This is a genomic window from Pseudomonas sp. L5B5, from assembly GCF_020520285.1.
Lineage (GTDB): Bacteria > Pseudomonadota > Gammaproteobacteria > Pseudomonadales > Pseudomonadaceae > Aquipseudomonas.
In genome coordinates this window covers 2,333,773-2,360,541 of the sequence record NZ_CP084742.1, presented here as the reverse complement: position 1 = coordinate 2,360,541, position 26,769 = coordinate 2,333,773, and the positions used below count along the sequence as shown (strand labels likewise).

Below are 26,769 nucleotides of genomic sequence, written 5' to 3'. Positions count from 1 at the left end.
GTGGGTTATGCAAGTTAAGCGTTTTTTCGCCGCCGATATGCGTCAGGCCATGAAACTGGTTCGTGATGAGTTGGGCGCCGAGGCTGCCATCATCGGTAACCGCCGGATCGCCGGTGGCGTCGAGTTGACGGCGGCGCTGGATTACAAGTTGTCGGCTCTGTCGCCGCGGGTTCCGAACATGGAACTCGAGGACGAGCTGCGCAAGACCCAGTCGCGGATCGTCACCGCCCAGGCCGAGCTGAGCCTGCGGGGCGAGGGTGACACGACCTCGATCAGCAATCGCCAGCTGTTCGCCGGGCTGCCGCTGACAGCGGCCGAGCCACTGATCGAGCCGACCCTGACTGAGCGCCCACGCCCGGCGCCGGCGCCTGTTGCGCCTGCGACCGACAACCGCGCCCTGGACTCCATGCGTTCCGAGCTCAATGGCTTGCGCGAGCTGCTGGAAGTTCAGCTTGGTTCCCTGGCCTGGAGCCAGTTGCAAGGCAGCCGGCCCGAACAGGCCAACCTCTGGCGTCGCTTGCAGCGCATTGGCCTGTCCGGCCCGCTGGCTCGCGACCTGCTGGCACTGATCACGGATATCCAGGAGCCGCGCCAGGCTTGGCGCATGCTCCTGGCGCACCTGGCGCGGATGATCCTGACGCCGGAAGTCGAGCCTCTGGAAGAAGGCGGGGTCATTGCCATGGTCGGTCCTGCCGGCATGGGCAAGACCACCACCCTGGCCAAGCTGGCGGCGCGCTACGTGCTCAAGTACGGCGCTCAGAACATCGCGCTGGTGAGCATGGACAGCTACCGTATCGGCGCTCAGGAGCAGCTCAAGACCCTGGGGCGCATCCTCAATGTCTCGGTGACCCATGTCGATCCCGGCCAGTCCCTGGCCCAGGCCCTGGACCCGCTGCTGCGCAAGCGCGTGGTGCTGATCGATACCGCCGGCCTGCAAGCCAGTGACCCGGCGCTGCGCATGCAGCTCGAAAGCCTGGCCGGCCGCGGGATCCGGGCGAAGAATTACCTGGTGCTGGCCACCACCAGCCAGAAGCAGGTGCTCACCGCTGCCTACCACAGCTACAAGCGCTGTGGTCTGGCTGGGTGCATCCTGACTAAACTGGATGAAACAGCCAGCCTCGGCGAGGTGTTGAGCCTTGCCATCGGTCACGAACTGCCGGTTGCCTATCTGACCGATGGGCCGCGGATTCCTGACGACCTGCACCTGCCTCGCCGGCATCAGCTGGTGAGTCGCGCCGTGAGCGTGCAGATGCAGGAAGAACCCAGCGAAGAGGCCATGGCCGATATGTTCGCTGACCTGTACCACAACCCGGCCAAGCGGGTCGGTTGAGGTACTCATGGATAGATTGCAGTGTATCTACATCGATGGTCTGCCAGGCATTGTTCCAATGGTGAACACGCAGCCAGTTATGTGGCCCCGTCTAAGTAAGACAAGGTAAAGAAAGAACATGGGCAGCATGCATCCCGTACAGGTGATTGCGGTGACCGGCGGCAAAGGTGGCGTCGGCAAGACTAATGTGTCAGTGAACTTGTCCCTGGCTCTGGCTGAGCTCGGCCGGCGAGTCTTGCTGCTGGACGCCGACCTGGGATTGGCCAATGTCGATGTCCTGCTGGGCCTGACCCCCAAACGTACCCTGGCCGATGTCATCGAGGGCCGCTGCGAGCTGCGCGATGTGCTGCTGCAGGGGCCTGGTGGCATTCGCATCGTGCCGGCTGCCTCGGGCACCCAGAGCATGGTGCACCTGAGTCCCGCCCAGCATGCCGGCCTGATCCAGGCCTTCAGCGACATTGGCGACAACCTCGATGTACTGGTGATCGACACGGCTGCGGGCATTGGTGATTCGGTCGTCAGTTTCGTGCGCGCGGCCCAGGAAGTGCTGCTGGTGGTCTGCGACGAACCGACCTCGATCACCGACGCCTACGCGCTGATCAAGCTGCTCAACCGCGACTACGGCATGAACCGCTTCCGGGTCCTGGCCAACATGGCCCAGAGCCCCCAGGAAGGGCGCAACCTGTTTGCAAAGTTGACCAAGGTCACGGATCGCTTCCTGGACGTGGCCTTACAATACGTCGGCGCAGTTCCCTACGACGAAAGCGTGCGCAAGGCCGTGCAAAAGCAGCGTGCGGTCTATGAGGCCTTTCCTCGTTCGAAATGTGCATTGGCATTCAAGGCCATCGCGCAGAAAGTCGATACCTGGCCACTGCCTGCGAACCCACGCGGGCACCTGGAGTTCTTTGTCGAGCGGCTAGTGCATCAAACAGCGGGACCGGTGCTATGACTGCCAGTGGCTACAACCTCTACAAGAAGTCGGCGCGTGACAGCCAGTACGAACTGATCGAGCGCTATGCGCCCCTGGTCAAGCGTATTGCCTATCACCTGCTGGCGCGGTTGCCGGCCAGCGTTCAGGTAGAAGACCTGATTCAGGCCGGGATGATCGGATTGCTCGAAGTGTCGACCAAATACGATGCGAGCAAGGGCGCGAGTTTCGAAACCTATGCGGGTATCCGTATCCGCGGGGCGATGCTCGACGAGGTTCGCAAAGGCGACTGGGCACCGCGTTCAGTGCACCGTAATACACGCATGGTCAGTGATGCCATTCGCGCAATTGAAGCTAAAACCGGTCGTGACGCTAAAGATCACGAGGTTGCGGCCGAACTTCAATTGAGTCTCGACGATTATTACGGGATTTTGAACGACACCCTGGGCAGCCGGCTGTTCAGTTTCGACGACCTGTTGCAGGACGGCGAACATGAAGGGCTGCACGAGGATGGCGCCAGTGCTCATCTCGAGCCGTCACGGGACCTGGAGGATGAACGCTTCCAGGCCGCGTTGGCGGATGCGATTGCCAATTTGCCGGAGCGCGAGCGACTGGTGTTGGCGCTGTACTACGACGAAGAGCTGAACCTCAAGGAAATCGGTGAGGTCCTGGGGGTCAGCGAATCGCGGGTCAGCCAGTTACACAGCCAGTGCGCAGCCCGCTTGCGGGGGCGTTTGGGGGAGTGGCGAGCGCGCTGATAGGCAGTGTGGGGACACTGCGCCCAAGACCGGTCAGGCCTGGCGCCTTGCCGGTCTTGCAGTATGTGCTCCATGCAGTCGTTGTGTGTTATGCCGGATTGATTGAACGGCGCGCCCAGATACTGGACGCGTTTAAGACTGCTTGGAGGTCGAATTGGACAAGAACATGAAAATCCTCATCGTTGATGACTTCTCAACGATGCGGCGGATCATAAAAAACCTGTTGCGTGATCTGGGTTTCACCAACACGGTCGAGGCCGACGATGGCACTACCGCCATCCCGGTACTCAACAGCGGGAGCATCGACTTTCTGGTAACGGACTGGAACATGCCAGGCATGACCGGCATCGATCTGCTGCGCCATGTGCGCGCCGATGAAAAGCTCAAGCACCTGCCGGTACTGATGGTGACTGCCGAAGCCAAGCGCGAGCAGATCATCGAGGCTGCCCAGGCTGGTGTTAACGGCTATGTCGTCAAACCATTCACGGCCCAGGCGCTGAAAGAGAAGATCGAGAAGATCTTCGAACGCATCGGTTGAGATGCGTAACCATTGCGCCACGGGGGAGCTATGGAGCATAACGAATCTTCACTGGGCGACTTTGAGTCGACCCTGAAAAAACATGCACTGGAACTGGTCGAGAGTCTGGAGAAGGGCAGGTTCGGCGAAGCCGTGCAACTGATCCATGAGCTCAACCAGACCCGTGACCGCGGCCTGTACCAGGAAGTGGGCAAGCTTACCCGCGAGCTGCATAGCGCGATCGTCAATTTCCAGATTGACCCGCACATGCCGCAAGCCGAGGAAGTTTCGCAGATCACGGATGCCACCGAGCGCCTGTCCTATGTGGTCCGGCTGACGGAGGCTGCGGCCAACCGCACCATGGACCTGGTGGAGAGCAGCACCCCGCTGGTCAACGGCCTGAGCGCTGAAGCCCAGGCCTTGAGCGTGGACTGGGGGCGCTTCATGCGGCGCGAGGTCGGAGCCGAGGAGTTTCGCGAGCTGGCGCGTCGGGTCGACGGTTTTCTGACTCGCAGCGAGCAGGAAACCCGCACCATCTCCGGTCACCTCAACGACATTCTGCTGGCGCAGGATTACCAGGACCTCACGGGCCAGGTGATCAAGCGTGTGACCCAGTTGGTCACGGAAGTCGAAAGCAATCTGCTCAAGCTCGTCTTGATGGCCAGCCAGGTCGATCGTTTTGCCGGTATCGAACATGACCGCGAATCGATCCTGGCGGAAAAAGATCCGCAAAAACATCTCGCCAAGGGTGAAGGTCCGCAGATTCATGCCGATAAACGGGAAGACGTCATGTCCGGTCAGGACGATGTTGACGATTTGCTTTCCAGCCTTGGATTCTAGGAGCACCCATTAATGAGCTTCGGCGCCGATGAAGAGATCCTTCAGGATTTCCTGGTTGAGGCCGGCGAGATTCTAGAGCAACTGTCCGAACAACTGGTCGAGCTGGAAAGCCGGCCGGATGATGCGGATCTGCTCAACGCAATTTTTCGCGGTTTTCACACTGTTAAAGGGGGCGCCGGCTTCCTCCAGCTCAACGAGCTGGTGGAGTGCTGCCACATCGCCGAGAACGTCTTCGACATCCTGCGCAAGGGTGAAAGGCGAGTCGATTCGGAACTGATGGACGTGGTGCTCGAGGCATTGGACACGGTGAACAGCATGTTCGGCCAGGTCCGTGAGCGCACCGAGATCACTCCTGCGACACCTGAACTGTTGTCCGCCCTGGCACGCCTGGCCGAGCCGGCCGGCGCCGAACCGGCTCCCGCCCCCGTGGTGGAAGAGGTGGTGGAAGTTGCGGTGCAACCCGAGGCCGAGGCCGCATCGGGCGATATCACTGACAACGAGTTCGAATTGCTGCTCGACTCGCTGAACGCTGCCAAGGCCGGTGCCGAAGCTGCGCCTGCCGCTGCTGTGGCGGGTGAGGGCGAACCGGCCAGTGATGACATCACCGATGCCGAGTTCGAGTCCCTGCTGGACCAGTTGCATGGCAAGGGGCAGTTCGCGCCTGACGCCGTTGCACCTGCAGCGGCCAGCGCCGCCAGCGGTGCTGCCGCTGGCAGCGATGAAATTACCGATGACGAATTCGAAGCCCTGCTGGACCAGTTGCACGGCAAGGGCAACTTTGCCGTTGACGCACTGGAGCCGGCAGTGGCCACCGCCACTGCCTCCTCTGGTGCTGCCGCCGGAGCATTAGCCGCTGGCGGCGACCTGATCACCGATCATGAGTTCGAGTCCCTGCTCGATGAGTTGCACGGCAAGGGCAAGTTCTCCGAGTCCCCGGGCGCTGCCAAGCCAGCGGCGGCGGTGGCGGCTCCTGCTGTCGCCCCAGCTCCCGCCAGCGCCGCAGTGGCCAAGCCTGTTGCGGCCAAGCCAGAAGCCAAGGCCGAGGCACCCAAGCCGGCTGCCGCGCCTGCCCCGGCCCGTGCTCCAGCTGCCGCCCCGGCCGAAAAGCCGGCCAGCGAAGCGGAAACCACGGTACGGGTGGATACCGCGCGCCTGGACGAAATCATGAACATGGTGGGCGAGCTGGTGCTGGTGCGTAACCGCCTGGTGCGCCTGGGTCTCAACAGCGGCGATGAAGCCATGTCCAAGGCGGTGTCGAACCTCGACGTGGTCACCGCCGACCTGCAGACCGCGGTAATGAAGACCCGCATGCAGCCGATCAAGAAGGTCTTCGGGCGTTTCCCGCGCCTGGTTCGCGACCTGGCCCGGCAGCTCAAGAAAGAGATCAACCTGGAACTGGTGGGGGAAGAAACCGACCTCGACAAGAACCTGGTGGAAGCCCTGGCCGACCCGCTGGTGCACTTGGTGCGCAACGCGGTGGACCACGGTATCGAGTCGCCGGAAGAGCGCGAGGCCTCGGGCAAGTCCCGGCAGGGCAAGGTGGTGCTGGCGGCCGAGCAGGAAGGCGACCACATCCTGCTGTCGATTTCCGACGACGGCAAGGGCATGGACCCCAATGTCCTGCGAGCCATCGCCGTCAAGCGCGGCGTGATGGACAAGGACGCTGCCGACCGCCTGAGCGATACCGAGTGCTACAACCTGATCTTCGCCCCGGGCTTCTCCACCAAGACCGAGATCTCCGATGTCTCCGGTCGTGGCGTGGGCATGGACGTGGTCAAGACCAAGATTTCCCAGCTCAACGGCTCGATCAACATCTACTCGACCAAGGGCCTGGGCTCGAAGATCGTGATCAAGGTGCCGCTGACCCTGGCGATCATGCCGACCCTGATGGTCATGCTCGGCAACCAGGCGTTTGCGTTCCCGCTGGTCAACGTCAACGAAATCTTCCACCTCGACCTGTCGCGCACCAATGTGGTGGACGGCCAGGAAGTGGTGATCGTGCGGGACAAGGCCTTGCCCTTGTTCTACCTCAAGCGCTGGCTGGTCAGTTCCGCCGCTCATGAAGAGCAGCGCGAGGGCCACGTAGTGATCCTTTCGGTGGGTACCCAGCGGATCGGCTTCGTCGTCGACCAACTGGTGGGCCAGGAAGAAGTGGTCATCAAGCCCTTGGGCAAAATGCTTCAGGGAACCCCGGGCATGTCCGGCGCCACCATTACCGGTGACGGCCGCATCGCGCTGATCCTCGATGTCCCGAGCATGCTCAAGCGTTACGCCGCACGGCGTATTTGATTCGGCGGGGAGGGGCGGTTGCCTCGCCCCACCTAACGGAGTGTTTATGGCAGTCAAAGTCCTGGTGGTGGACGATTCGGGTTTTTTCCGCCGCCGCGTCTCGGAAATTCTTTCAGCGGATTCGAGCATCCAGGTCGTCGGTACCGCGACCAATGGTAAAGAGGCGATCGATCAGGCCCTGGCCCTCAAGCCGGACGTGATCACCATGGACTACGAGATGCCGATGATGGATGGCATCACTGCAGTGCGGCACATCATGCAGCGCTGCCCGACGCCGGTCCTGATGTTCTCTTCCCTGACCCATGAAGGCGCCCGGGTGACCCTCGACGCGCTGGATGCCGGGGCAGTGGATTTCCTGCCGAAGAATTTCGAAGACATCTCGCGCAACCCCGAGAAGGTCAAGCAGTTGCTGTGCGAGAAGGTCCACAGCATTTCGCGCAGCAACCGGCGCTTCAGCAGCTACAGCACTCCGGCACCGCAGAGCAGCGCACCGGCGCCGAGCGCATCCAGTTTCGGCAGCAGTCGTCCGGCTGCGCCAGCCCCGGCTCCGGTCCCCAGCCGCACCGCGGCGCCTGCCGCGAGCCCGGCTGCGCCAGCGCCCAAGCGCAAGGCCTACAAGTTGGTGGCCATTGGCACGTCCACTGGCGGCCCGGTAGCGCTGCAGCGGGTGCTGACCCAGCTGCCGGCCAACTTCCCTGCGCCCATCGTGCTGATCCAGCACATGCCGGCGGCTTTCACCAAGGCCTTCGCCGAGCGCCTGGACAAGCTGTGCAAGATCAGCGTGAAGGAGGCCGAGGACGGCGACATCCTGCGTCCCGGGCTGGCCCTGCTGGCCCCTGGCGGCAAGCAGATGATGATCGACGGGCGGGGGGCGGTGAAGATCCTGCCCGGTGACGAGCGGCTGAACTACAAGCCATGCGTGGATATCACCTTCGGTTCTGCAGCCAAGTCCTACAACGACAAAGTTCTGGCGGTGGTGCTCACCGGCATGGGCGCCGACGGCCGTGAAGGCGCGCGGCTGCTCAAGCAGGGCGGCAGCGCGGTCTGGGCCCAGGATGAAGCCAGCTGCGTGATCTATGGCATGCCCATGGCGATCGTCAAGGCCAACCTGGCGGACGCGGTGTACAGCCTGGACGATATCGGCCGACACCTGGTCGAGGCGTGCCTGTAATGGATGTCCTCAGCCTTATCGGGATCATCATGGCGTTCGTTGCCATCATCGGCGGCAACTACCTCGAAGGTGGTCACCTGTCGGCCCTGGCCAACGGCCCGGCGGCGCTGATCGTGCTGGGCGGCACCATCGGCGCGGCCCTGCTGCAGTCGCCGCTGAGTGCCTTCAAGCGCGCCATGCAGATCCTGGCGTGGATTCTGTTTCCGCCGCGAGTCGACCTCGCCGGCGGAATCGACCGGGTCGTCAACTGGAGCCTGACCGCACGCAAGGAGGGCCTGCTGGGCCTGGAGGGCGTGGCGGATGCCGAGCCGGACACCTATTCGCGCAAAGGCTTGCAGCTGTTGGTGGACGGCGCCGAGCCGGAAGCCATCCGCAGCATCCTCGAGGTGGATTTCTACACTCAGGAAAGCCGGGATATCGAAGCTGCCAAGGTATTCGAGAGCATGGGCGGCTACGCGCCGACCATCGGCATCATCGGTGCGGTGATGGGCCTGATCCATGTCATGGGCAACCTGGCCGATCCGTCCCAGCTGGGTAGCGGTATCGCCGTGGCCTTCGTTGCCACGATCTACGGTGTGGCCAGTGCCAACCTGGTGCTGTTGCCGGTTGCGGCCAAGCTAAAATCCATCGCTTTGCGCCAGTCGCGGTACCGGGAGATGCTCCTGGAGGGCATCCTGTCGATCGCCGAAGGCGAGAACCCGCGTTCCATCGAGTTGAAGCTGCAAGGCTTCATGGACTGATTATGGCTCGTCGTCGTCAGCATGAAGAACACGTCAACCACGAACGCTGGCTGGTTTCCTACGCCGACTTCATCACGCTGTTGTTCGCGTTTTTTGTGGTCATGTACTCGATCTCCTCGATCAACGAGGGCAAGTACAAGGTCATTTCCGAAGCGCTGGTCGGGGTCTTCACCGATTCCGACCGGGCCCTGAAGCCGATTCCCATCGGTGACGAACGGCCCAAGACCGTGACCCCGGCCAAGCCCTTGGTCAAGGACAGCGAGCAGACCGATGCCGGTATCTCGGGTGGCAGCGATCCGCTCAAGAGCATCGCCGATGACATCAGCGCCGCCTTCGGCGACCTGATCAGTTCCGATCAGATGACCGTACGCGGCAATGAGTTGTGGGTGGAAATCGAGCTCAATTCCAGCCTGTTGTTCGGCAGCGGCGATGCCATGCCCAGTGATATGGCGTTCACCATCATCGACAAGGTGGCAAAGATCCTGAAACCGTTCGACAACCCGATCCACGTCGAGGGTTTCACCGACAACCTGCCGATCCAGACTGCGCAATATCCCACCAACTGGGAGTTGTCTTCGGCGCGTTCGGCAAGCATTGTGCGGATGCTGGCGATGCAGGGTGTGAACCCGGCGCGCATGGCGTCGGTGGGCTACGGTGAATTTCAGCCGGTGGCCAACAATGCCACTGCCGAAGGCCGGGCGCGCAACCGTCGGGTGGTGCTGGTGGTGTCGCGCAACCTGGATGTGCGCCGGAGCCTGACCGGTACCGGCACTGCCAATGCGACACCGGACGCGGCACTCAAGCGGGCTGGCACACAAACTGCACCAACTGCGGTGAAAACGCCGGTACAGCGGAGTGCCGTCAATTCTCCGTCACCTGCTTTATAACTTAGCGCTATGTCTCGCCCTGCTGTGGCCGGGCGGGAGGAACACACTGAATGAGAGTCTGGGCTGTTGCCAATCAAAAGGGTGGTGTCGGTAAAACCACCAGTTCCATCGCTTTAGCCGGCTTGCTGGCGGAGGCGGGCAAGCGCGTGGTCGTGGTCGACCTCGACCCCCATGGGTCCATGACCAGCTATTTCGGTTATGACCCCGACAGCCTGGAACACAGCAGCTACGACCTGTTCTTGCACAAGGGCAGCGTGCCCGAGGACCTGCCGGGGCAGTTGTTGCTGGGCACCAGCCACGAGCGTATCTCGCTGTTGCCCTCGAGTACCGCACTGGCCACCCTGGAGCGCCAGTCCCCCGGGCAGAGCGGCCTGGGGCTGGTGATCGCCAAGAGCCTGGCGCAGTTGTGGCAGGATTTCGACTATGCCGTGATCGACAGCCCGCCACTGCTGGGTGTGCTGATGGTCAACGCCCTGGCGGCCAGCCAGCAGCTGGTGATTCCGGTGCAGACCGAGCACCTGGCGGTCAAGGGCCTGGAGCGCATGGTCAATACCCTGGCCATGGTCAACCGCTCGCGCAAGCAGCCGCTGCCGTTCACCATCGTGCCGACCCTGTTCGATCGTCGCACCCAGGCATCGCTGGGTACCCTGCGAATCTTGCGCGACAAGTTCCCCGAGCAGATCTGGCAAGGCTATATCCCGGTGGACACCCGCCTGCGCGATGCCAGCCGGGCGGGAGTCACACCTTCGCAGTTCGATGGCAAGAGCCGTGGCGTACTGGCCTACAAGGCCTTGCTCAAGCATGTGCTGGCGCAACAAGTCGTGGCGCAGGTGGCTTGACGTGAAGCGTTATTCAAGTCGCCCGGCGACCCGGCCGATAACCCCTACAGGCCACTGTGTGGGGTTTTTTGCGTGGGTGTCCTCATGAATCGTCCCCTGGATATCAAGAGCCGGCCGCAGCTGGCGTTGCAGTCGTACCTGGACGCCTTGCTGCAGGATGCGACCGAAGAGCCGCTGGTGCCGGAATCCGTTCCGCTGCCCCTGGCCGTGCCGCCTGTCGCCCCGGTCATCGAGCAGGCCGCCAGCGAAGTGCTGGACGAGTTCCAGGCTGCGGTGCTGGAGGAGCAAGCCCGGGATGCACAGATTCAACACCAGGCCGTACCGGTCGAGCGCAGTCGCGTGGCACCTGCTGCTCCGGTAATGGAGGCGCCGGCGCCCCTGCCCAGCCCGGTGGTGCCGATGCTCCAGGCCCTGGTGCCGCCTCTGGTGGAGGTGCACCTGCCGCCTAGCAACACGCCGCCGCCAGTTGCCGGCAATGATCGTCCCAGCTGGGCGGCCGAGCCTTTCGAGTGCCTGTTGTTCGATGTCGCCGGCCTGACCCTGGCGGTGCCCCTGGTCTGCCTGGGCTCCATCTACTCCCTGGCTGGCCAGGAGCTGACACCGTTGTTCGGCCAGCCGGAATGGTTCCTCGGCATCCTGCCAAGCCAGGCCGGCAACCTGAAGGTGCTGGATACGGCCCGCTGGGTGATGCCGGATCGTTACCGCGATGATTTCCGCCAGGGTCTGCAATACGTTATTTCGGTCCAGGGCTACGAGTGGGGGCTGGCGGTGCACCAGGTCAGCCGTTCACTGCGCCTGGACCCCAATGAAATCAAGTGGCGCAGTCATCGTGGCCAGCGCCCGTGGCTGGCCGGCACGGTGATCGAACACATGTGCGCGTTGCTCGACGTTGCCGAACTGGCGGAGTTGATCGCCACCGGTGGCGCCAAGCAGCTGGCAATCAGTCAAGCGGCCCACAAGCCGAAGTGAAACAACAACAGGTCGCGCCACTGGGGCGCGATCCTACAGAACACACGCCGTTGCCAACGGTATTTTGAGGGGTCAGGGTATGAATAAGTCGTCATCTGCACAGGGTTCCGAAGATCCGATCCTGCAATGGGTCACCTTCAAGCTGGATAACGAGTCCTACGGCATCAACGTGATGCGGGTTCAGGAAGTCCTGCGCTACACCGAGATCGCCCCGGTGCCGGGTGCTCCCAGCTATGTGCTGGGGATCATCAACCTGCGGGGCAACGTGGTGACGGTGATCGACACCCGCCAGCGTTTCGGCCTGGTGCCGACCGAAGTCAACGACAACACCCGGATCGTCATCATCGAGGCCGACAAGCAAGTGGTCGGGATCATGGTCGACAGCGTGGCCGAAGTGGTCTATCTGCGTCAGTCCGAAGTCGAGACCGCACCTAACGTCGGTAACGAAGAGTCGGCCAAGTTCATCCAGGGCGTCTGCAACAAGAACGGCGAGCTGCTGATTCTGGTGGAGCTGGACAAGATGATGAGCGAAGAGGAATGGTCGGAACTGGAGAGTATCTGATTGATCCTCGAGGTAGCGGTGATTGTCCTGGCGATCCTCTGGGTCGCCACCCTGGCGCTGTTCCTGTCCTATTCCCGCAATCAGCGGCAGATCGCTGCGCAGCAGGCTGAAGGCGATGCCGTACGTGACCAGCGGATCAAGGAGCTGGCCAAGCGTGTCGATCATTACCAGAGCGGCACGGTGCGCATGGGCGAGGATCTGCACGAGCTGCGCGCGGTCGTGGCGCCGTTGCCGGACAAGCTGGCGCAGTTGGAGCAGCGCGACCCTTCGACCCTGTCCTTTGCCCAGGCTGCGCGTTTGGTCGGCATGGGCGCCAGTGTCGACGAGCTGACCCAATCCTGCGGCCTGACCCAGGCCGAGGCCGAGCTGGTCAGCAAGATGCACAAAGGCTGAGCATCAGGTTCAAGCTTCAAGCACGCAGCTTGCGGTTCATGACTTGCAGCTGCTCTTCTAGTAATCGTCGCCACGCTCGGTGACGTCCTTCTCCGACTCCAGCTGCCGTGGATCATGGCCTGCCGGGAACTTGCCCTTGAGGTTCCAGGCAAAGGCGATGATCTCGGCGATGGTCCGATACAACTCCGGCGGGATGCTGTCGCCCAGTTCCAGTCGTGCCATCAACTTCACCAGCTCGGCGTTCTCATAGATCGGCACTTCATGGTCCCGGGCGATCTTCAGGATGGCTTCGGCCAGTTCGTCATCGCCCTTGGCGGTGAGGGTCGGTGCCTGTTGGCCGTCGTATTTCAGGGCGATGGCCTGGCGGGGGGGCGTGGAGTGCTTCATGCGGTTTCGTCGACCCAGCGTTGTTCCAATCGGGTTTGCGGGCCCTGGGGTGGGGTGCCGAGGTGGCAATCCAGGTCACCGACGTCCAGGCCCGAGGCGAGCAGGCGTTCACGCAGGCTGCCCAGGTGGCTTTCGATCAGGCTCGCGGTGTAGGGGCGTTCAGCCCATAGCTGGCTGGACAGGCGCCCCTGGATCAATTGTGCCTGGACCTGCAACGGGCCCAGTGGCTCCAGATCGAAGGCCAGGTCGACCCGCCACAGGGTTTGCCTGGGCTCGTGCTCCTCGCGCTTGTTCTGGGGCTGGGGGTCCGGTTCGGCGGCTTCTTCGCGCTGCAGCTTGACCTGCAGGGGCACGATGTCCTGCAGGTTGCGCATGGGGATCTCCAACTGCCAGGTGGTCAGTTGCCGGCCATCGTCAGTGCGTCCGCTCTGTTCCAGGCTTGCCAGTTGATGGCTTTGCAGGCGCGAGACTGCGGCGGCGGCCAGGCGCAGCAGTTGTTCCAGGCTGCCACCTCCTTCCAGGCTCTGCAGCAAGCGTTCGGGCAGCGGGAAGCCGCCGGGAGAAGCCTTGGCGCTGACCTGGCCGAGGGTGCCCAGGGCGCTGCGCACGAAGCTGGGCATGGACTGCGCCAGGGTATTGGCGGCAATGATCGCATTGAAGCTGGTGGACGACGGCAGGGCCGGTGTCAGTTGGGCGACCAATCGCAGCAGGTCGGCCTTGAGGTCCGGTGCCGGGCCCGGGGTGCCGGCGGCCAGCAGCCGAGCCTCGAGGAACACGCCACTGCCCAGCAGGGCCTGGGCCACCCCGCGCGCAGTGCTCAGTTGCTGTGCGTCGGGCAGGCTGCCCAGCAGGCGCTCGACGGCGGCGCGCAGGTCGCTGCCGGGCTGGGTGCTGTCGGCGGGCAGGTTCTGCAAGGCGTTGAGCAGCCCACTCAGGGAGCCCTGGCGGTTCTGCTGGCTGGCCAGTTGGGCAGCAATGGCCAGTTGGTCCTGGCGGTTGCTCAAGGGGACGAAGTTCAGGGTCTGGGCATCCGTGACCAGGGCGCTCAGCAAGCTGCCGATACGTAGTGGCTGCGGGCTTTCCAGGCTCAGGGTACTGCCGCTCTGGGCGGTATTGAGCAGGCTCACCAGGGAGCGGTACACCGCTGGCTGCTGGTTGCCCTGGGGCAGCAGTTGCGAGGTCAGGACCTTGCCCTGCAACAAGGTGCCGGGTGGTAACTGGCTGGTGTCCAGGCGGGTCAGGGCGGCGACGTTGGAGGCGATGGCCTGCTGCACGGTAATGGCCAGGTTGCCCGCCGAGGGTTGGGTCACCGCCAGGCTGGTGCCCTGGGGCAGGGGCTGGTTGCTGGTGGCCTGCAGGGTGGTTTGCCGGCCGTTGTCCAGGGTCAGCTTGAGCAGCAGCTCGAAGCTCTGGTCGGTCTGCTTGAGCGACAGCACTTCGGCCCTGGCGCTCTGGCCCGCGGCAATCAGCCCCTCCAGCGGTGGCGTCAGCTTGAGCAATTCACCACTGGGCAGCTGTGGACGCGAGGCTCCGGGAGCGGGCGTCGGCGGCAGCGGGAGGATGTTCATTTCGCCTGTCATTCGGACACAACCTGTGGAAATTAACCCCCTGTAAGGTAGGGGCTCACATGTATAATGCCGCCCGTCTTTGAAGGAGTGGTAAAAACAATACAATTGTTTGACGCAGCTCTCTAGAACAGGCCGCCAATGCATTTATCCTGCATTCCTTTAACGGCCGCTCCACTGCCGACTTGAACCCGTAAAGGCCCGCTATCCCTTGACCAGCCCTCTTCTCGAAGCCGTTGCACTCGCTTGTGAGCGCGATTGGCGGATGTTGTTTGAACACCTCGAGTTGCGTCTGACGGCTGGAGACATGGTGCAGATCAGCGGTCCCAATGGCAGCGGCAAGACCAGCCTGCTGCGTTTGCTCGCCGGCCTGATGCAGCCCACCAGTGGCCAGGTGCTGCTCAATGGCCAGCCATTGCATGCCCAGCGCGCCGAGTTGGCCCGCAGCCTGTTGTGGATCGGCCATGCCGCCGGAATCAAGGACATGCTCACCGCCGAGGAAAACCTCAGCTGGCTCTGTGCCCTGCACCAACCGGCCCGGCGCGAAGCGATCTGGCAGGCCCTGGCCGCCGTGGGCCTGAAAGGTTTCGAAGACGTTCCCTGTCATACCCTGTCTGCCGGGCAGCAGCGCCGCGTGGCCTTGGCACGCCTGTACCTGGATGGCCCGCCGCTGTGGATTCTCGACGAGCCCTTCACGGCCCTGGACAAACAGGGCGTGGCCCAGCTCGAAGAACACCTGGCCGCCCATTGCGAGCGGGGCGGAATGATCGTGCTGACCACTCACCACAGCCTGGCGCGCATGCCGTCGGGCTACCGCGATATCGATCTGGGACGGTGGGCGGCATGAGTGTCTTTTTCTTGCTGGTAGCCCGCGAAGCACGCCTGTTGTGCCGTCGCCCGGCAGAACTGGCCAACCCCCTGGTCTTTTTTGCCATCGTCGTTGCCCTGTTTCCGCTGGCGGTGGGGCCTGAGACACAATTGTTGCAAACCTTGTCTCCCGGACTGGTCTGGGTGGCGGCGCTATTGTCCGTCCTGCTCTCGCTGGACGGGCTGTTTCGCAGTGATTTCGAGGACGGATCCCTGGAGCAGTGGGTCCTTTCGTCGCACCCCCTGGCCCTTCTGGTCCTGGCCAAGGTGCTGGCACACTGGGTGTTTTCCGGGTTGGCACTGGTACTGCTCGCGCCCTTGCTGGCGGTGATGCTGGGCTTGCCGGCCGCGTGCCTACCCGTGCTGCTGCTCTCGCTGCTCCTGGGGACGCCGGTACTCAGCCTGCTGGGGGCGGTGGGCGCGGCATTGACGGTCGGACTCAAGCGCGGTGGCCTGTTGCTGGCGCTGCTGATCCTGCCGCTGTATATCCCCGTGCTGATTCTGGGCAGTGGTGCCTTGCAAGCGGCATTGCAGGGGCTGCCGACGACCGGTTTCCTGTTGTGGCTCGCGAGCCTGGCGGCCCTGGCAATAACCCTGACACCCTTTGCAATAGCTGCTGGCCTGAAGATCAGCGTCGGCGAATAATGAGGTCTGGTTGTTTTTTGACCAGTAAAGACCCTGGCTGTTCGTGAAAGCGAAGAGCAACCGTGATGGAAACAACGAATGAACTGGACCTGGTTTCACAAGCTCGGCTCGCCCAAATGGTTTTACGGCATCAGCGGCAAGCTGTTGCCCTGGCTGAGCGTTGCCGCCGTGTTGCTGATCGGTATCGGCGTGGTCTGGGGCCTGGCCTTCGCGCCACCGGACTACCAGCAGGGCAACAGCTTTCGCATCATCTATATCCATGTGCCGATGGCGATGCTGGCCCAGTCCTGCTACGTGATGCTGGCCGTGTGCGGGGTGGTCGGGCTGGTATGGAAAATGAAACTGGCCGACGTCGCCCTGCAGTGCGCGGCGCCCATCGGGCATTCGATCACCTTCCTGGCACTCGTGACCGGGGCCATCTGGGGCAAGCCGACCTGGGGCTCGTGGTGGGTCTGGGATGCCCGGCTGACCTCGATGCTGATCCTGCTCTTCCTGTATGCCGGCCTCATGGCCCTGAACGCCGCCATCAGCAACCGTGACAGCGCCGCCAAGGCTTGTGCGGTACTGGCCATTGTCGGTGTGGTGAACATCCCGATCATCAAGTACTCGGTGGAGTGGTGGAACACCCTGCACCAGGGCGCGACCTTCACCCTGACCGAAAGGCCCGCGATGCCGGTGGAAATGTGGCTGCCATTGCTGTTGACGGTACTGGGTTTCTACTGCTTCTTCGGGGTGCTGCTGTTGCTGCGCATGCGCCTGGAGGTTCTCAAGCGCGAAGCCCGGACCAGCTGGGTCAAGGCCGAAGTACAACGCAGCCTGGAGACCGCACAATGAGCTTTGCATCCTTCAGCGACTTCCTCGACATGGGCCATCACGGCCTCTACGTCTGGTCGGCCTATGGCATCTGCCTGGTGGTCCTGGCGCGCGAGCTGGTGGCGCCGATCCTGGACCGCAAGCGATATCTGCAACAAGAGGCGCGTCGTCTGCGCCGGGAGAACGGTAAGTGAATCCGCTGCGCAAAAAGCGTCTTTTGATCATCCTGGCGATCCTGGTGGGTGTCGGCATCGCTGTCGGCCTGGCCCTCAGCGCGCTCAAGGAAAACATCAACCTGTTCTACACCCCGACCCAGATCGCCAACGGCGAAGCCCCCCATGACACGCGCATTCGTGCCGGCGGCATGGTGCAGGCCGGCTCGCTGCAGCGTTCCGCCGATTCCCTGGACGTCCGGTTCGTGGTCACCGACTTCAACAAGTCGGTGACCATCACCTATCGCGGCATCCTCCCGGACCTGTTCCGTGAAGGGCAGGGCATCGTCGCCCTGGGCAAGATCAACGCCGAGGGCGTGGTGGTGGCCGATGAAGTGCTGGCCAAGCACGACGAGAAGTACATGCCGCCGGAAGTCACCAAGGCCCTGAAAGACAGCGGCCAGCCGGCCCCGACGCCGGCCAGGGAGGGTTAAGCCATGAGTACCGCTTTGTTCGTTCCCGAGCTCGGCCAACTGGCGATGATCCTGGCCCTGTGCCTGGCCCTGGTTCAGGCCGTGGTGCCGTTGCTGGGTGCCTGGCGTGGCGATCGGTTGTGGATGAGCCTGGCCCAGCCAGCGGCCTGGGGGCAGTTCGCCTTCCTGGTGTTCGCCTTCGGCTGCCTGACCTACGCGTTCATGAGCGATGATTTTTCGGTGGCCTACGTCGCCCACAACTCCAACAGCGCCTTGCCCTGGTACTACAAGTTCAGCGCCGTGTGGGGCGCCCACGAAGGCTCGCTGCTGCTCTGGGCACTGATCCTGGGCGGCTGGACGTTCGCCGTGTCGGTGTTCTCGCGCCAGCTTCCGCAAGTGATGCTGGCCCGGGTGCTGGCGATCATGGGCATGATCAGTACCGGGTTCCTGTCGTTCCTGATCGTGACCTCCAACCCGTTCGCCCGGATCCTGCCCCAGGTGCCGGCCGATGGCCGTGACCTCAACCCACTGCTGCAGGACATTGGCCTGATCGTCCACCCACCGATGCTCTACATGGGCTACGTGGGGTTCTCGGTGGCTTTCGCCTTCGCCATCGCCGCGCTGCTCGGTGGACGCCTCGACGCCGCCTGGGCCCGCTGGTCGCGGCCCTGGACCATCGTTGCCTGGGCCTTCCTGGGCATCGGTATCACCCTGGGTTCCTGGTGGGCCTACTACGAACTGGGCTGGGGTGGCTGGTGGTTCTGGGACCCGGTGGAAAATGCCTCCTTCATGCCCTGGCTGGTAGGCACGGCGCTGATCCACTCCCTGGCCGTCACGGAAAAACGCGGGGTGTTCAAGAGCTGGACCGTGCTGCTGGCCATCGCCGCGTTCTCCCTGAGCCTGCTGGGAACCTTCCTGGTCCGCTCCGGGGTCCTGACCTCGGTCCACGCCTTTGCCTCCGACCCCGAGCGCGGCGTGTTCATCCTGTTCTTCCTGCTGTTCGTGGTGGGCGGGTCCCTGACCCTGTTCGCCCTGCGCGCACCGGTGGTCAAGAGCCAGGTGGGCTTCAACCTGTGGTCCCGGGAAACCCTGCTGCTGGGCAACAACCTGGTGCTGGTGGTGGCGGCTTCGATGATTCTGCTGGGCACCTTGTATCCGCTGGTACTGGATGCCTTGAGCGGCGCCAAGCTGTCGGTGGGCCCGCCTTATTTCAACGCCCTGTTCATTCCGTTGATGGCCTTGCTGATGGTGGTGATGGCGGTTGGCGTGCTGGTGCGCTGGAAAGACACCCCGGTGAAATGGCTGCTGGGCATGCTCGGCCCCGTGCTGCTGGGCAGCGTGGCCCTGGCCGTGGTGGCCGGCATCGCCTACGGCGACTTCAACTGGGCCGTGCTGGCGACCTTCATGCTGGCAGCCTGGGTGTTGCTGGCCGGAGTGCGGGATATTTTCGACAAGACCCGCCACAAGGGCCTGATCAAGGGGCTGCCGAGCCTGACCCGCAGCTACTGGGGCATGCACCTGGCGCACGTGGGTATCGCGGTCTGTGCCCTGGGCGTGGTGTTGTCGAGCCAGAACAGCGCCGAGCGCGACCTGCGCCTGGAGCCGGGCGAGTCCATGGAACTGGCCGGCTATCACTTCATCTTCGAAGGCGCCAAGCACTTCGAAGGACCTAACTTCACGTCCGACAAGGGTACTGTCCGCGTCGTGCGCAACGGCAAGGAAGTGGCGGTGCTGCACCCGGAAAAACGCCTGTACACCGTGCAGAGCTCGATGATGACCGAAGCCGGGATCGATGCCGGTTTCACCCGTGACCTGTATGTGGCCCTGGGCGAATCCCTGGGTGACGGCGCCTGGGCGGTGCGGGTCCACGTCAAGCCGTTCGTGCGCTGGATCTGGTTCGGCGGCCTGCTCACCGGTTTCGGTGGCTTGCTGGCGGCCATGGACCGGCGCTATCGGGTCAAGGTGAAGAGCCGTGTTTTGCGCGAGGCGCTGGGCATGACAGGAGCCACTGCATGAAGCGCTGGATGATGATGTTGCCCCTGGCCCTGTTCCTGGTGGTGGCGGTGTTCCTCTATCGCGGGTTGTACCTGGACCCGGCCGAGCTGCCCTCGGCGATGATCGGCAAGCCGTTCCCGGAGTTTTCCCTGCCTTCGGTGCAGGGCGACAAGACCCTGACCCGTGCCGACCTGCTGGGCAAGCCGGCGCTGGTCAACGTCTGGGCCACCTGGTGCATTTCCTGCCGGGTCGAGCATCCGGTGCTGAACAAGCTGGCCGAGCGCGGCGTGGTGATCTACGGGATCAACTACAAGGACGTCAACGCCGATGCCCTGAAGTGGCTGGCCGAGTTCCATAACCCCTACCTGCTGGACGTGCGCGACGAGGAGGGCTCCCTGGGCCTGAACCTCGGGGTCTACGGTGCCCCGGAAACCTTCTTCATCGATGCCAAGGGCGTCATCCGCGACAAGTTCGTCGGGGTCATCGACGAGGTGGTGTGGCGCGAGCAACTGGCCGCCAAGTACCAGGCCCTGGTGGACGAGGCCAAGCCATGAAGCGCTGGTTAGCCGCCGCCATCCTTGGCCTGGGCATTATCGGCGTGGCCCATGCCGCCATCGACACCTACCAGTTCGCCAACGATACCGATCGAGAACGGTTCCACGAGCTGACCAAGGAGTTGCGCTGCCCCAAGTGCCAGAACCAGGACATCGCCGACTCCAACGCCCCGATCGCCGCGGACCTGCGCAAGGAGATTTTCCGCATGCTCGGCGAGGGCAAGGACAATCAGCAGATCATCGACTTCATGGTCGACCGCTACGGTGATTTCGTTCGCTACAACCCGGCGCTGACCGGCAAGACCGCCTTGCTCTGGTTCGGCCCTGCCGGCCTGCTGCTGGGCGGCCTGGTGATCATCGCCGTGATTGTCCGGCGCCGCCGCGCCCAGCGCAGCGACAGCCCGAACACGCTTTCCGCCGAAGAGCGGCAGCGCCTCGACCAACTGCTGGATAAAAACCACCCATGATTGATTTCTGGCTTGCGGCAGGCCTGTTGCTCCTGATCGCCTTGAGTTTCCTGTTGATCCCGGTTTTGCGTGAGCGCCGCGCCCAGCGCGAAGAGGACCGGACCGCGCTGAACGTGGCGCTCTATGAAGAACGCCTGGCTGAATTGCAGGGCCAGCAGCAGGAGGGCGTGCTCAGCGCCGAGCAACTGGACAGCGGTCGTGCCGAGGCCGCCCGCGAGTTGCTGGCGGACACCGAGGGCAGCGGCCAGGTGCGTACTTCGCGCCTGGGCAAGCCGCTGCCGCTGCTGGCGGCGGTACTGGTGCCGGTTCTGGGCCTGGCCCTGTACCTGCATTTCGGTGCCAGCGACAAGGTCGAGCTGACCCGGGAATTCGCCCAGGCGCCGCAGTCCATGGATGAAATGACCCGGCGCCTGGAGCGTGCGGTGGCCGCTCAGCCGGACTCCGCCGAAGGCCTGTACTTCCTCGGGCGCACCTACATGGCCCAGGATCGGCCGGCGGATGCGGCGAAGGTCTTCGAACGCACCGTGACCTTGGCCGGGCGCCAGCCCGAGCTGCTGGGACAGTGGGCCCAGGCCCAGTACTTCGCCGACAACAAGCAGTGGTCGGACAAGGTCCGGGCCCTCACTGACGAAGCGCTCAAGGCCGATCCCAATGAAGTCACCAGCCTGGGCCTGCTGGGCATCGCCGCCTTCGAGGGCGAGCGGTTCCAGGAGGCCATCGACTACTGGAAGCGGCTGCAGGCGCAACTGCCTGCGGACGACAAGTCTCGCGCTGCCTTGCAAGGGGGTATCGACCGCGCCAGCGAGAAACTGGTCGCGGCCGGGGGCAAGGTCGCGGCTGAGCCTGCTGCCAAGGCCAAGGGGGCCAAGCTCACGGTTCGGGTCGACCTGGCTGCCGAGCTCAAGGCCAAGGTCCAGCCGGGTGATAGCGTGTTCATCTTCGCCCGTGCCACCCAGGGGCCGCCTGCACCGTTGGCAGCCAAGCGCTTGACCGTGGCCGATCTGCCGGTGACCGTCGAGTTGGGAGATGCCGACGCGATGGTGCCGCAGTTGAAACTGTCGAACTTCCCCGAAGTCCAACTGGTTGCGCGCGTATCCCGTGCAGGCCAGCCAATGGCCGGTGAGTGGGTCGGGCGTAGCCAGCCCCTGGCCAGCAGCACCCGCGTGGCCCAGCAGCTGACCATCGACAGTCCGGATCAATAAAGGGAAACCGCCATGACCGCCATCGCTCGCATCACCCTGTTATCTCTGGTCCTGGGGGTGAGCGCTTGTACGGTCCAGCAGCCGGTTCCCAGCAGTTCCGAGCCTATCCCGCCCGCAGCACCGAGCAGCCATCCGGCGCCGCCCACGGCGCCTCCTGGCAAGCCGGGCGTGCCTCAGGCGCCAGCTCCCTCCAAGCCCCTGCCGCGCACTTCCGCCAGCTTCGCACCGCCTCCGGGCGGGCACAGCCACTGGGATGCACGGCTCGGGGTCTACGTGCTGGACAACCAGGACAACACCTTCTATCGCCAGCGCACCTACTACCGCTGGAACAACGGCTGGAGTCGCTCCATCAGCCCCGACGGTCCCTGGGAAGATACCGATATCCACGGCGTGCCTGCCGGCCTCGGCCGCCAGTTCCGTTAATCCCCCGCAAGCTACCCGCGAAGGCCCGGGCCAGGGCCTTTGGTCGAAATGCTTAAGCCTCGCAGGTCCCTGCCGATACAGCGGGGTGTTCCTGAGCCGCTGCCGTTGAGCGCCCGATGAAAAAATCCCTGAATAAACCCTACTTCCTGCCCATGGCCGCCTGTATGGTGCTGATCGTGGCCCTGTTGCTGGCCTATGGCCTGGGCCCGACTCAGGTGCCCGAGGTGATCTACCTGTCCCTGGAGCCGGCCAGCCTGCTGCTGGCGTTCGGCTTCATGTACTACTTCTTCTGCTGGAGCTTCATCTCGGTGTTCCCCTTGGGGGACGTGGGCTGGAAGAAGGTCGACTACGGTTGGCTGGCACTGGCTTCCCTGGCGCTGATCAGTGCCACCCAGGCAGTACGGGTGGACTGGTTCCAGAGCGACTACCAGCTGGCGCGCCAGGCCGAAGCCGGGGCCCAGCGCCGCGTTGCCACGGAGCTCGACGACATGCTCGGCACCGCGCACTGCAAGGCGGCGCTCGACTTGCACGACCCGCGTGATGCGGCCCAGGTCGCAAGCTTGTGCGAGCGTTTTGGTGCCCTGGAGCGCACGGCCGATGGCCGGCCTTCGGTGCTGGCAGTGAGCAAGGTGCAGCAAGCACTGGACGACCTGCGTGGCGAGTATTCGGCGCCGGCGGTGATGCAATGGCTGGAGAGCCTTGGCCAGAGCTTCGCCGAACTGCAGTACCAGCGTGGCGAGGTACATCGGCTCCAGGGCCTGGTGCAGGCCACCGACACCGAGCGGGTGTACAGCTACTTCGTCCCCTTGTTGCTGGTGATCGCCCTGGCCCTGCGGGCCTCGAAGATTACTGGCGAGGTGCTGCTCAAGGTTCCGCGGCGGCGCAAGCTGTGGCTGATCGTCAACCGGCGGGTGGTGATCGACGGCCTGGGTTTTGCTCGTGGCGCCCGGGCCCGGCTGGACGAGGCCCTGGGCAACTGGCGGGTGGCGCGCTGGGGCGTGGTGCACCTGGCCTGTGATTTCATCGCCCCGGCTGGCCCCCAGGACACCCCGGTGGCGGTGGCCCCGGGATTCTATGAAAACGAATTTCGGCTCGAGACGCTGGCCGCTTTCGATGGCAGCGAGTTCGTGCAGTGGGCCGCCACTCAGACCATCGATATCCTGTACCTGGTCGGTGAAACCGATCAGGGCCTGATCGAGCGGCTGCGGCGCTGGGGCGAGGCGCTGAACATCGAGGTACTGGTCCGCGAGCGCATCTGAAGCGCGCTTCAGATGCGCTCCAGCAGTTGTTCCACGTACTCGACAAAGGCCCGGGCCTTGGCACTCACCAGGCGCCCGCCGGGAAACACCGCCCACAGTTGCTGGCGTGGCAGTTGCCAGTCGGTCAGCAGCGCCTTGACTGCACCGCTGGCCAATTCCGGGGCGAACATCCATTGCGAGGCGGTTGCCAGGCCCTGATGTGCCAGCAGCGCTGCCCGCAAGCCCTCCGCAGCATTGACCCGAATCCTGCCGCTGACAGTCACTTGCTGCTCTTGGTCGCCTTGGGCAAAGCGCCAGAGATGGCCGGGCTCCCGGCTGTAGATCAGGGCCTGGTGTTCGCTCAGATCGGCCGGATGCCGAGGCTCGCCGTGTGTGACCAGGTACTCCGGGGTGGCCAGCAGCAAGCGAGGGCATTCGGCGATTTTGCGCGCGGTGAGGGTCGAATCGGCCAGGCTGCCCATACGCAGCGCCACATCCACCCCGGCTTCCACCAGATTGATGTGGTGATCGTCCAGCACCACGTCGATCTGCAGCCCGGGGTGACGATCGAGAAAGGCCCCCAGGTGGGGCACGATGTGCATGCGGGCGAAGGTCACCGCGGCGCAGATGCGCAGGGTGCCGCGCAATGCCGCAGCCGACCCGCGGGCGGCGTTTTCTGCCTCGCAGGCTTCCTCCAGGGTGCGCCGGGCCCGTTCGAAATAGGCCTGGCCGGCCTCGGTAGGGGTCAAGCCGCGGGTGGAGCGCAACAACAGCCGCACTTGCAGATGAGCTTCCAACTGGGCAATGCATTTGGATACGGCAGGCTGGCCCAGGTTCAGGCGTCGGGCGGCTGCGGAGAAGGACCCGCTTTCCACCACATGCACAAAGGTTTCCATCGCAGCTAGGCGGTCCATCGGTTGTCCTTGCAGGAGAGGGGGAGGCACCCGAGAGCGGGCGCCGACACTATCACCGGGTTCAGCCCGAATTGCCTAGGCACGCACCGCTCGGCGGCTGTCCGCCACCAGCAGAAAACGCAGCAGGGCCAGTAGCGGGAAGGCGCTGCCCACCAGCGCCACGCCCAGCCAGCCGCCATGTTCGTACACCGCACTGGCAATCGATGAGCCGAAGGCGCCACCGATGAAGATGCTGGTCATGTACAGCGCGTTGAGGCGGCTGCGACTGTGGGCGTCCAGGGCATACACCGCCCGTTGCCCGAGCACCATGTTCATTTGTACGCAGAAGTCCAGGACCACCCCGGTCACCGCCAGGCCGATCACGCTGTAGGCGGGATGGATCAGCGTCGGGACAAAGCTCAGGGCCGCCAGGAGCATGGCCAGCAGCGAGGCCATGCGGGTGTGGCCGGCATCCGCCAGGCGCCCGCTGATGGGGGCGGCGACGGCACCGATGGCGCCCACCAGGGCGAAGATCGCGATCTGGCTCTGCGACAGGCCGTGATGCCGTGCCAGCTCCAGGGGGGCAGCGGTCCAGAACAGGCTGAAGCTGGCGAACATGCAGCCCTGGTAGAAGGCTCGCTGGCGCAAGACCGGTTGCCGGCGCAGCAAGCTCCCCAGTGAGCGCAGCAGTTGGCCATAAGTGGCGCTATGGGCCGGTTGGCGCTTGGGCATGGTCAGCATCAGGACCACGCTGATGGCCGCCATCAGCACGGCGGCCGCAATGAACATCGCGCGCCAGCCAAATAGATCGGCCACAACGCTGGACACCGGACGGGCCAGGAGAATTCCCAGCAACAGGCCGCCCATGATCCCGCCCACCACTCGGCCGCGGGACTCTTCCGCAGCCAGGTGCGCAGCCAGGGGAATGAGGATCTGCACCGACACCGAGCTGAAGCCGATCAGCAGCGACACCAGGAGAAAGACGTTGGGCTGCTGGGTCCAGGCCGCTCCCAGCAAGCTGGCGATGGCCACCAGGGTGGTGATCACCATCAGCCGGCGGTTTTCCAGCAAGTCTCCCAGCGGTACCAGGAAGAACAGGCCCAGGGCATAGCCGATCTGGGTCAGGGACACGATCAGGCTGGCCAGGGAGCTGGACAGGCCGAGGTCCGGGGCAATCAGCTCGATGATGGGTTGTGCGTAGTAGATGTTGGCGACGATGGCGCCGCAGCAGAAGGCGAACAGCAGCACCATGCCTGGGGTCATTGTCACGCTGCGCAGGGGCAGCGCCTGGGTCGTTGAGCTCATCGCAATTCTCTTGGCGGCGAAAAGATGGGGCAAGGTTAAGAGGCGGCGCGGTAACGCAGTAGAGAGGGCGGGGCAATAGCATTCATTCCCGAGGGGAATAAATGACCGATTCAAGGCGTTGCGCTGCCAGCCGGGACGGATGCCGCTGACGAGGGCTTATGATACATTTACTTACATCTTGTTCGATAGCATGCTCATGTTCGCCATTCGCTCCCGGAGTGGCTTGAACCCCCTTTTTCAATAGAGGAAATCCATCCCATGAATCGGTCTTTGCGTGGTTTGTTGTACGCCGCTCAGGGCGTTGTCCTGGCGCTCAGCCTGGTTGGCGTTGCGGCCCTGGCCCAGGATGCCCCGGGCTTGCGTATTGGCGTGCGGGGGGAGATCACCGGCATCAGTGGCGATGTGCTGCGGGTGCATGCCAGCACCGGCGAGAATGTCAGTATCGATCTGACGGCGCAGACCCAGGTGCGCGCCGTGACCCTGGCCAACATCGAGGACATCAAGCCCGGCAGCTACATCGGCTCGGCGGCCATGCCGATGGCCGATGGCACCCTCAAGGCCCTGGAAGTGCATGTGTTTCCACCACAGCTGGCCGGTACCGGCGATGGCCACCGCCCCTTCGACCTGGCCAAGGGCAGCAGCATGACCAACGGCAGTGTCGGTGACCTGGTGGTGAGCAATGGCCGGACCCTGACCGTCAACTACAAGGGTGGCCAGCAGAAGATCCTGGTGCCGGACGACGTGCCCATCGTCAACCTGGCCCCGGGGGATCGCAGCTTGCTCAAGGCCGGGGTGAAGGTGGTGATGTTCGTCACCCAGGGCGCCGACGGCAAACTCACCGCGCAGTCGATTTCCGCTGGCAAGGACGGCGTTGCACCACCGATGTAGGCCTTTGCTGCACCGCGGTGCGGGTTGCGCAAGCCGGGGCTTGCATTGCCAGATGTTGCAGCACGCGGGTTGCAGTGGAAGTCGCCAGGCACTTGGTTTACGGTTTCCGGTCGTTCAATGCGCCGGGAGTGCCTTGTGGAAAAGTCGACGTTCAACCCAGCCAGTGTGTTCAATTCCCTGCAATACGGTTTCAGCCAGGCGGTGGAGGTGCGCGGTGGTCGCCGCCTGCTGCTTTCCGGCCAGGTGGGGGTGGATGAGCAGGAGCGCACCGTGGGCCCGGGCCTGCGGGAGCAGACCGAGCAAGCCTTCGACAACATCGCCAGGGTCCTGGCCGAGGCCGGTGGCCAGCTGGAGGATGTGGTGATGCTGCGCATCTATATCGCCGAGGCGGCCCGGGACCAGCAGGAGCACATCAGCGCGGTGTTGCTCGAGCGTTTTGTCAGCCAGCCACCGGCGTCTTCGTGGATCATCGTCAGCGGGCTGTCGCTGCCGGAGTGGCTGATCGAGGTCGAGGCGGAGGCGGTGCTGGATGAGCGTCATCAGGTCGCCGAAGCGGCGCTGTTCAATCCGGCGCGGGCCCTCTGAACTTTGTGCCTGAGACATAAAAAAACCGACCCCGCAGGTTAATGCCAGTCACTCAAGCAAGGTGATCCCCGTAGGAGCAGCCGGTCGACGCTCG

30 protein-coding genes are annotated in these 26,769 nt (G+C 63.8%); 26 read left to right on the top strand and 4 right to left on the bottom strand.

Annotated elements, in window-relative coordinates; all coding sequences use genetic code 11:
• Positions 1-7: 7 nt before the first annotated feature.
• The 13 genes from flhF (at position 8) to LGQ10_RS10605 (ending at position 12,223) form a co-directional block, all read left to right on the top strand.
• Entirely contained in the window at positions 8-1,330 is a 1,323-nt protein-coding gene (gene flhF, locus LGQ10_RS10665) for a flagellar biosynthesis protein FlhF (protein WP_058434333.1), read from the top strand.
• A gap of 118 nt (positions 1,331-1,448) precedes the next feature.
• Positions 1,449-2,279, top strand: a complete 831-nt coding sequence (gene fleN / locus LGQ10_RS10660) for a flagellar synthesis regulator FleN (RefSeq protein ID WP_016963180.1) — start codon at positions 1,449-1,451, stop codon at positions 2,277-2,279.
• The gene (gene fliA / locus LGQ10_RS10655) at positions 2,276-3,016 is read left to right on the top strand and encodes an RNA polymerase sigma factor FliA (protein ID WP_011060003.1); all 741 of its coding nucleotides are present in this window, start codon (positions 2,276-2,278) and stop codon (positions 3,014-3,016) included. The genes fleN and fliA overlap by 4 nt, the downstream gene beginning before the upstream one ends.
• 166 nt (positions 3,017-3,182) lie before the next feature.
• Positions 3,183-3,554, top strand: coding sequence for a chemotaxis response regulator CheY (locus LGQ10_RS10650; protein ID WP_003183998.1), 372 nt, complete (start codon positions 3,183-3,185; stop codon positions 3,552-3,554).
• 30 nt (positions 3,555-3,584) lie between these two features.
• Complete coding sequence (locus tag LGQ10_RS10645) at positions 3,585-4,373, top strand: protein phosphatase CheZ (protein WP_226525509.1); 789 nt, start codon at positions 3,585-3,587, stop codon at positions 4,371-4,373.
• Between the two features lie 12 nt (positions 4,374-4,385).
• Positions 4,386-6,662, top strand: a complete 2,277-nt coding sequence (locus LGQ10_RS10640) for a chemotaxis protein CheA (RefSeq protein ID WP_226525508.1) — start codon at positions 4,386-4,388, stop codon at positions 6,660-6,662.
• Positions 6,663-6,708: 46 nt separating this feature from the next.
• Positions 6,709-7,833 carry a protein-glutamate methylesterase/protein-glutamine glutaminase gene (locus LGQ10_RS10635; RefSeq protein WP_058434101.1) on the top strand — a complete coding sequence of 375 codons (1,125 nt, stop codon included), beginning with the start codon at positions 6,709-6,711 and terminating at the stop codon, positions 7,831-7,833.
• Positions 7,833-8,573, top strand: a complete 741-nt coding sequence (locus LGQ10_RS10630) for a flagellar motor protein (protein WP_058434100.1) — start codon at positions 7,833-7,835, stop codon at positions 8,571-8,573. Before LGQ10_RS10635 ends, LGQ10_RS10630 begins: the two co-directional genes overlap by 1 nt.
• Before the next feature lie 2 nt (positions 8,574-8,575).
• Positions 8,576-9,460 carry a flagellar motor protein MotD gene (gene motD, locus LGQ10_RS10625; RefSeq protein ID WP_226525507.1) on the top strand — a complete coding sequence of 295 codons (885 nt, stop codon included), beginning with the start codon at positions 8,576-8,578 and terminating at the stop codon, positions 9,458-9,460.
• Between the two features lie 50 nt (positions 9,461-9,510).
• Positions 9,511-10,299 carry a ParA family protein gene (locus tag LGQ10_RS10620; RefSeq protein ID WP_058434098.1) on the top strand — a complete coding sequence of 263 codons (789 nt, stop codon included), beginning with the start codon at positions 9,511-9,513 and terminating at the stop codon, positions 10,297-10,299.
• A gap of 84 nt (positions 10,300-10,383) precedes the next feature.
• On the top strand, positions 10,384-11,268 hold the full coding sequence (locus tag LGQ10_RS10615; RefSeq protein ID WP_226525506.1) for a CheW domain-containing protein: 885 nt from the start codon (positions 10,384-10,386) through the stop codon (positions 11,266-11,268).
• Between the two features lie 79 nt (positions 11,269-11,347).
• Complete coding sequence (locus LGQ10_RS10610) at positions 11,348-11,830, top strand: chemotaxis protein CheW (protein ID WP_011060011.1); 483 nt, start codon at positions 11,348-11,350, stop codon at positions 11,828-11,830.
• Positions 11,831-12,223, top strand: a complete 393-nt coding sequence (locus LGQ10_RS10605) for a DUF2802 domain-containing protein (protein WP_058434096.1) — start codon at positions 11,831-11,833, stop codon at positions 12,221-12,223.
• Between the two features lie 57 nt (positions 12,224-12,280).
• Here the strand turns inward: LGQ10_RS10605 and LGQ10_RS10600 are convergent, their stop codons facing one another.
• Together LGQ10_RS10600 and LGQ10_RS10595 are read right to left on the bottom strand one after the other, a co-directional pair.
• Positions 12,281-12,610, bottom strand: coding sequence for an EscU/YscU/HrcU family type III secretion system export apparatus switch protein (locus LGQ10_RS10600; RefSeq protein WP_058434104.1), 330 nt, complete (start codon positions 12,608-12,610; stop codon positions 12,281-12,283).
• Positions 12,607-14,190 (bottom strand): flagellar hook-length control protein FliK, encoded by a 1,584-nt coding sequence (locus tag LGQ10_RS10595; RefSeq protein ID WP_226525505.1) that lies wholly within the window; start codon positions 14,188-14,190, stop codon positions 12,607-12,609. Before LGQ10_RS10595 ends, LGQ10_RS10600 begins: the two co-directional genes overlap by 4 nt.
• A gap of 196 nt (positions 14,191-14,386) precedes the next feature.
• Here LGQ10_RS10595 and ccmA point away from each other — a divergent pair, with 196 nt between their 5' ends.
• The 11 genes from ccmA (at position 14,387) to LGQ10_RS10540 (ending at position 23,025) form a co-directional block, all read left to right on the top strand.
• The gene (gene ccmA / locus LGQ10_RS10590; RefSeq protein WP_058434092.1) at positions 14,387-15,022 is read left to right on the top strand and encodes a cytochrome c biogenesis heme-transporting ATPase CcmA; all 636 of its coding nucleotides are present in this window, start codon (positions 14,387-14,389) and stop codon (positions 15,020-15,022) included.
• A complete protein-coding gene (ccmB, locus tag LGQ10_RS10585) occupies positions 15,019-15,687 on the top strand; it encodes a heme exporter protein CcmB (RefSeq protein ID WP_058434091.1) in 669 nt (222 codons plus the stop codon). Before ccmA ends, ccmB begins: the two co-directional genes overlap by 4 nt.
• 78 nt (positions 15,688-15,765) lie before the next feature.
• Complete coding sequence (locus LGQ10_RS10580; protein WP_058434090.1) at positions 15,766-16,521, top strand: heme ABC transporter permease; 756 nt, start codon at positions 15,766-15,768, stop codon at positions 16,519-16,521.
• Positions 16,518-16,694, top strand: coding sequence for a heme exporter protein CcmD (ccmD, locus tag LGQ10_RS10575; protein WP_058434089.1), 177 nt, complete (start codon positions 16,518-16,520; stop codon positions 16,692-16,694). Before LGQ10_RS10580 ends, ccmD begins: the two co-directional genes overlap by 4 nt.
• Positions 16,691-17,146 (top strand): cytochrome c maturation protein CcmE, encoded by a 456-nt coding sequence (ccmE, locus tag LGQ10_RS10570; protein WP_058434088.1) that lies wholly within the window; start codon positions 16,691-16,693, stop codon positions 17,144-17,146. The genes ccmD and ccmE overlap by 4 nt, the downstream gene beginning before the upstream one ends.
• 3 nt (positions 17,147-17,149) lie before the next feature.
• Positions 17,150-19,141, top strand: a complete 1,992-nt coding sequence (locus LGQ10_RS10565; RefSeq protein ID WP_226525504.1) for a heme lyase CcmF/NrfE family subunit — start codon at positions 17,150-17,152, stop codon at positions 19,139-19,141.
• A complete protein-coding gene (locus LGQ10_RS10560) occupies positions 19,138-19,674 on the top strand; it encodes a DsbE family thiol:disulfide interchange protein (RefSeq protein ID WP_058434086.1) in 537 nt (178 codons plus the stop codon). The genes LGQ10_RS10565 and LGQ10_RS10560 overlap by 4 nt, the downstream gene beginning before the upstream one ends.
• Entirely contained in the window at positions 19,671-20,141 is a 471-nt protein-coding gene (locus LGQ10_RS10555) for a cytochrome c-type biogenesis protein CcmH (protein WP_058434085.1), read from the top strand. Before LGQ10_RS10560 ends, LGQ10_RS10555 begins: the two co-directional genes overlap by 4 nt.
• Positions 20,138-21,343, top strand: coding sequence for a c-type cytochrome biogenesis protein CcmI (gene ccmI, locus LGQ10_RS10550; RefSeq protein WP_226525503.1), 1,206 nt, complete (start codon positions 20,138-20,140; stop codon positions 21,341-21,343). The genes LGQ10_RS10555 and ccmI overlap by 4 nt, the downstream gene beginning before the upstream one ends.
• A 12-nt stretch (positions 21,344-21,355) precedes the next feature.
• On the top strand, positions 21,356-21,766 hold the full coding sequence (locus LGQ10_RS10545; protein ID WP_058434084.1) for a hypothetical protein: 411 nt from the start codon (positions 21,356-21,358) through the stop codon (positions 21,764-21,766).
• 116 nt (positions 21,767-21,882) lie between these two features.
• Positions 21,883-23,025 carry a hypothetical protein gene (locus tag LGQ10_RS10540; protein ID WP_226525502.1) on the top strand — a complete coding sequence of 381 codons (1,143 nt, stop codon included), beginning with the start codon at positions 21,883-21,885 and terminating at the stop codon, positions 23,023-23,025.
• Between the two features lie 8 nt (positions 23,026-23,033).
• Here the strand turns inward: LGQ10_RS10540 and LGQ10_RS10535 are convergent, their stop codons facing one another.
• A complete protein-coding gene (locus LGQ10_RS10535) occupies positions 23,034-23,918 on the bottom strand; it encodes a LysR family transcriptional regulator (RefSeq protein ID WP_226525501.1) in 885 nt (294 codons plus the stop codon).
• Between the two features lie 75 nt (positions 23,919-23,993).
• Complete coding sequence (locus LGQ10_RS10530) at positions 23,994-25,202, bottom strand: MFS transporter (protein ID WP_058433732.1); 1,209 nt, start codon at positions 25,200-25,202, stop codon at positions 23,994-23,996.
• A gap of 258 nt (positions 25,203-25,460) precedes the next feature.
• Between LGQ10_RS10530 and LGQ10_RS10525 the strand changes: the two genes are divergently transcribed.
• Together LGQ10_RS10525 and LGQ10_RS10520 are read left to right on the top strand one after the other, a co-directional pair.
• Positions 25,461-26,090 (top strand): hypothetical protein, encoded by a 630-nt coding sequence (locus LGQ10_RS10525; protein ID WP_058433731.1) that lies wholly within the window; start codon positions 25,461-25,463, stop codon positions 26,088-26,090.
• A gap of 135 nt (positions 26,091-26,225) precedes the next feature.
• Positions 26,226-26,675, top strand: coding sequence for a RidA family protein (locus tag LGQ10_RS10520; RefSeq protein WP_226525500.1), 450 nt, complete (start codon positions 26,226-26,228; stop codon positions 26,673-26,675).
• The last annotated feature ends 94 nt before the right edge of the window (positions 26,676-26,769 follow it).

Excerpts from the sequence above, each read along its gene's own strand:
- flhF (WP_058434333.1), top strand. The coding sequence starts at position 8 with ATGCAAGTTAAGCGTTTTTTCGCCGCCGATATGCGTCAGGCCATGAAA.
- fleN (WP_016963180.1), top strand. The coding sequence starts at position 1,449 with ATGGGCAGCATGCATCCCGTACAGGTGATTGCGGTGACCGGCGGCAAA.
- fliA (WP_011060003.1), top strand. The coding sequence starts at position 2,276 with ATGACTGCCAGTGGCTACAACCTCTACAAGAAGTCGGCGCGTGACAGC.
- LGQ10_RS10650 (WP_003183998.1), top strand. The coding sequence starts at position 3,183 with ATGAAAATCCTCATCGTTGATGACTTCTCAACGATGCGGCGGATCATA.
- LGQ10_RS10645 (WP_226525509.1), top strand. The coding sequence starts at position 3,585 with ATGGAGCATAACGAATCTTCACTGGGCGACTTTGAGTCGACCCTGAAA.
- LGQ10_RS10640 (WP_226525508.1), top strand. The coding sequence starts at position 4,386 with ATGAGCTTCGGCGCCGATGAAGAGATCCTTCAGGATTTCCTGGTTGAG.
- LGQ10_RS10635 (WP_058434101.1), top strand. The coding sequence starts at position 6,709 with ATGGCAGTCAAAGTCCTGGTGGTGGACGATTCGGGTTTTTTCCGCCGC.
- LGQ10_RS10630 (WP_058434100.1), top strand. The coding sequence starts at position 7,833 with ATGGATGTCCTCAGCCTTATCGGGATCATCATGGCGTTCGTTGCCATC.
- motD (WP_226525507.1), top strand. The coding sequence starts at position 8,576 with ATGGCTCGTCGTCGTCAGCATGAAGAACACGTCAACCACGAACGCTGG.
- LGQ10_RS10620 (WP_058434098.1), top strand. The coding sequence starts at position 9,511 with ATGAGAGTCTGGGCTGTTGCCAATCAAAAGGGTGGTGTCGGTAAAACC.
- LGQ10_RS10615 (WP_226525506.1), top strand. The coding sequence starts at position 10,384 with ATGAATCGTCCCCTGGATATCAAGAGCCGGCCGCAGCTGGCGTTGCAG.
- LGQ10_RS10610 (WP_011060011.1), top strand. The coding sequence starts at position 11,348 with ATGAATAAGTCGTCATCTGCACAGGGTTCCGAAGATCCGATCCTGCAA.
- LGQ10_RS10600 (WP_058434104.1), bottom strand. The coding sequence starts at position 12,610 with ATGAAGCACTCCACGCCCCCCCGCCAGGCCATCGCCCTGAAATACGAC.
- LGQ10_RS10595 (WP_226525505.1), bottom strand. The coding sequence starts at position 14,190 with ATGACAGGCGAAATGAACATCCTCCCGCTGCCGCCGACGCCCGCTCCC.
- ccmB (WP_058434091.1), top strand. The coding sequence starts at position 15,019 with ATGAGTGTCTTTTTCTTGCTGGTAGCCCGCGAAGCACGCCTGTTGTGC.
- LGQ10_RS10580 (WP_058434090.1), top strand. The coding sequence starts at position 15,766 with ATGAACTGGACCTGGTTTCACAAGCTCGGCTCGCCCAAATGGTTTTAC.
- ccmD (WP_058434089.1), top strand. The coding sequence starts at position 16,518 with ATGAGCTTTGCATCCTTCAGCGACTTCCTCGACATGGGCCATCACGGC.
- LGQ10_RS10565 (WP_226525504.1), top strand. The coding sequence starts at position 17,150 with ATGAGTACCGCTTTGTTCGTTCCCGAGCTCGGCCAACTGGCGATGATC.
- LGQ10_RS10560 (WP_058434086.1), top strand. The coding sequence starts at position 19,138 with ATGAAGCGCTGGATGATGATGTTGCCCCTGGCCCTGTTCCTGGTGGTG.
- LGQ10_RS10555 (WP_058434085.1), top strand. The coding sequence starts at position 19,671 with ATGAAGCGCTGGTTAGCCGCCGCCATCCTTGGCCTGGGCATTATCGGC.
- ccmI (WP_226525503.1), top strand. The coding sequence starts at position 20,138 with ATGATTGATTTCTGGCTTGCGGCAGGCCTGTTGCTCCTGATCGCCTTG.
- LGQ10_RS10545 (WP_058434084.1), top strand. The coding sequence starts at position 21,356 with ATGACCGCCATCGCTCGCATCACCCTGTTATCTCTGGTCCTGGGGGTG.
- LGQ10_RS10540 (WP_226525502.1), top strand. The coding sequence starts at position 21,883 with ATGAAAAAATCCCTGAATAAACCCTACTTCCTGCCCATGGCCGCCTGT.
- LGQ10_RS10535 (WP_226525501.1), bottom strand. The coding sequence starts at position 23,918 with ATGGACCGCCTAGCTGCGATGGAAACCTTTGTGCATGTGGTGGAAAGC.
- LGQ10_RS10530 (WP_058433732.1), bottom strand. The coding sequence starts at position 25,202 with ATGAGCTCAACGACCCAGGCGCTGCCCCTGCGCAGCGTGACAATGACC.
- LGQ10_RS10525 (WP_058433731.1), top strand. The coding sequence starts at position 25,461 with ATGAATCGGTCTTTGCGTGGTTTGTTGTACGCCGCTCAGGGCGTTGTC.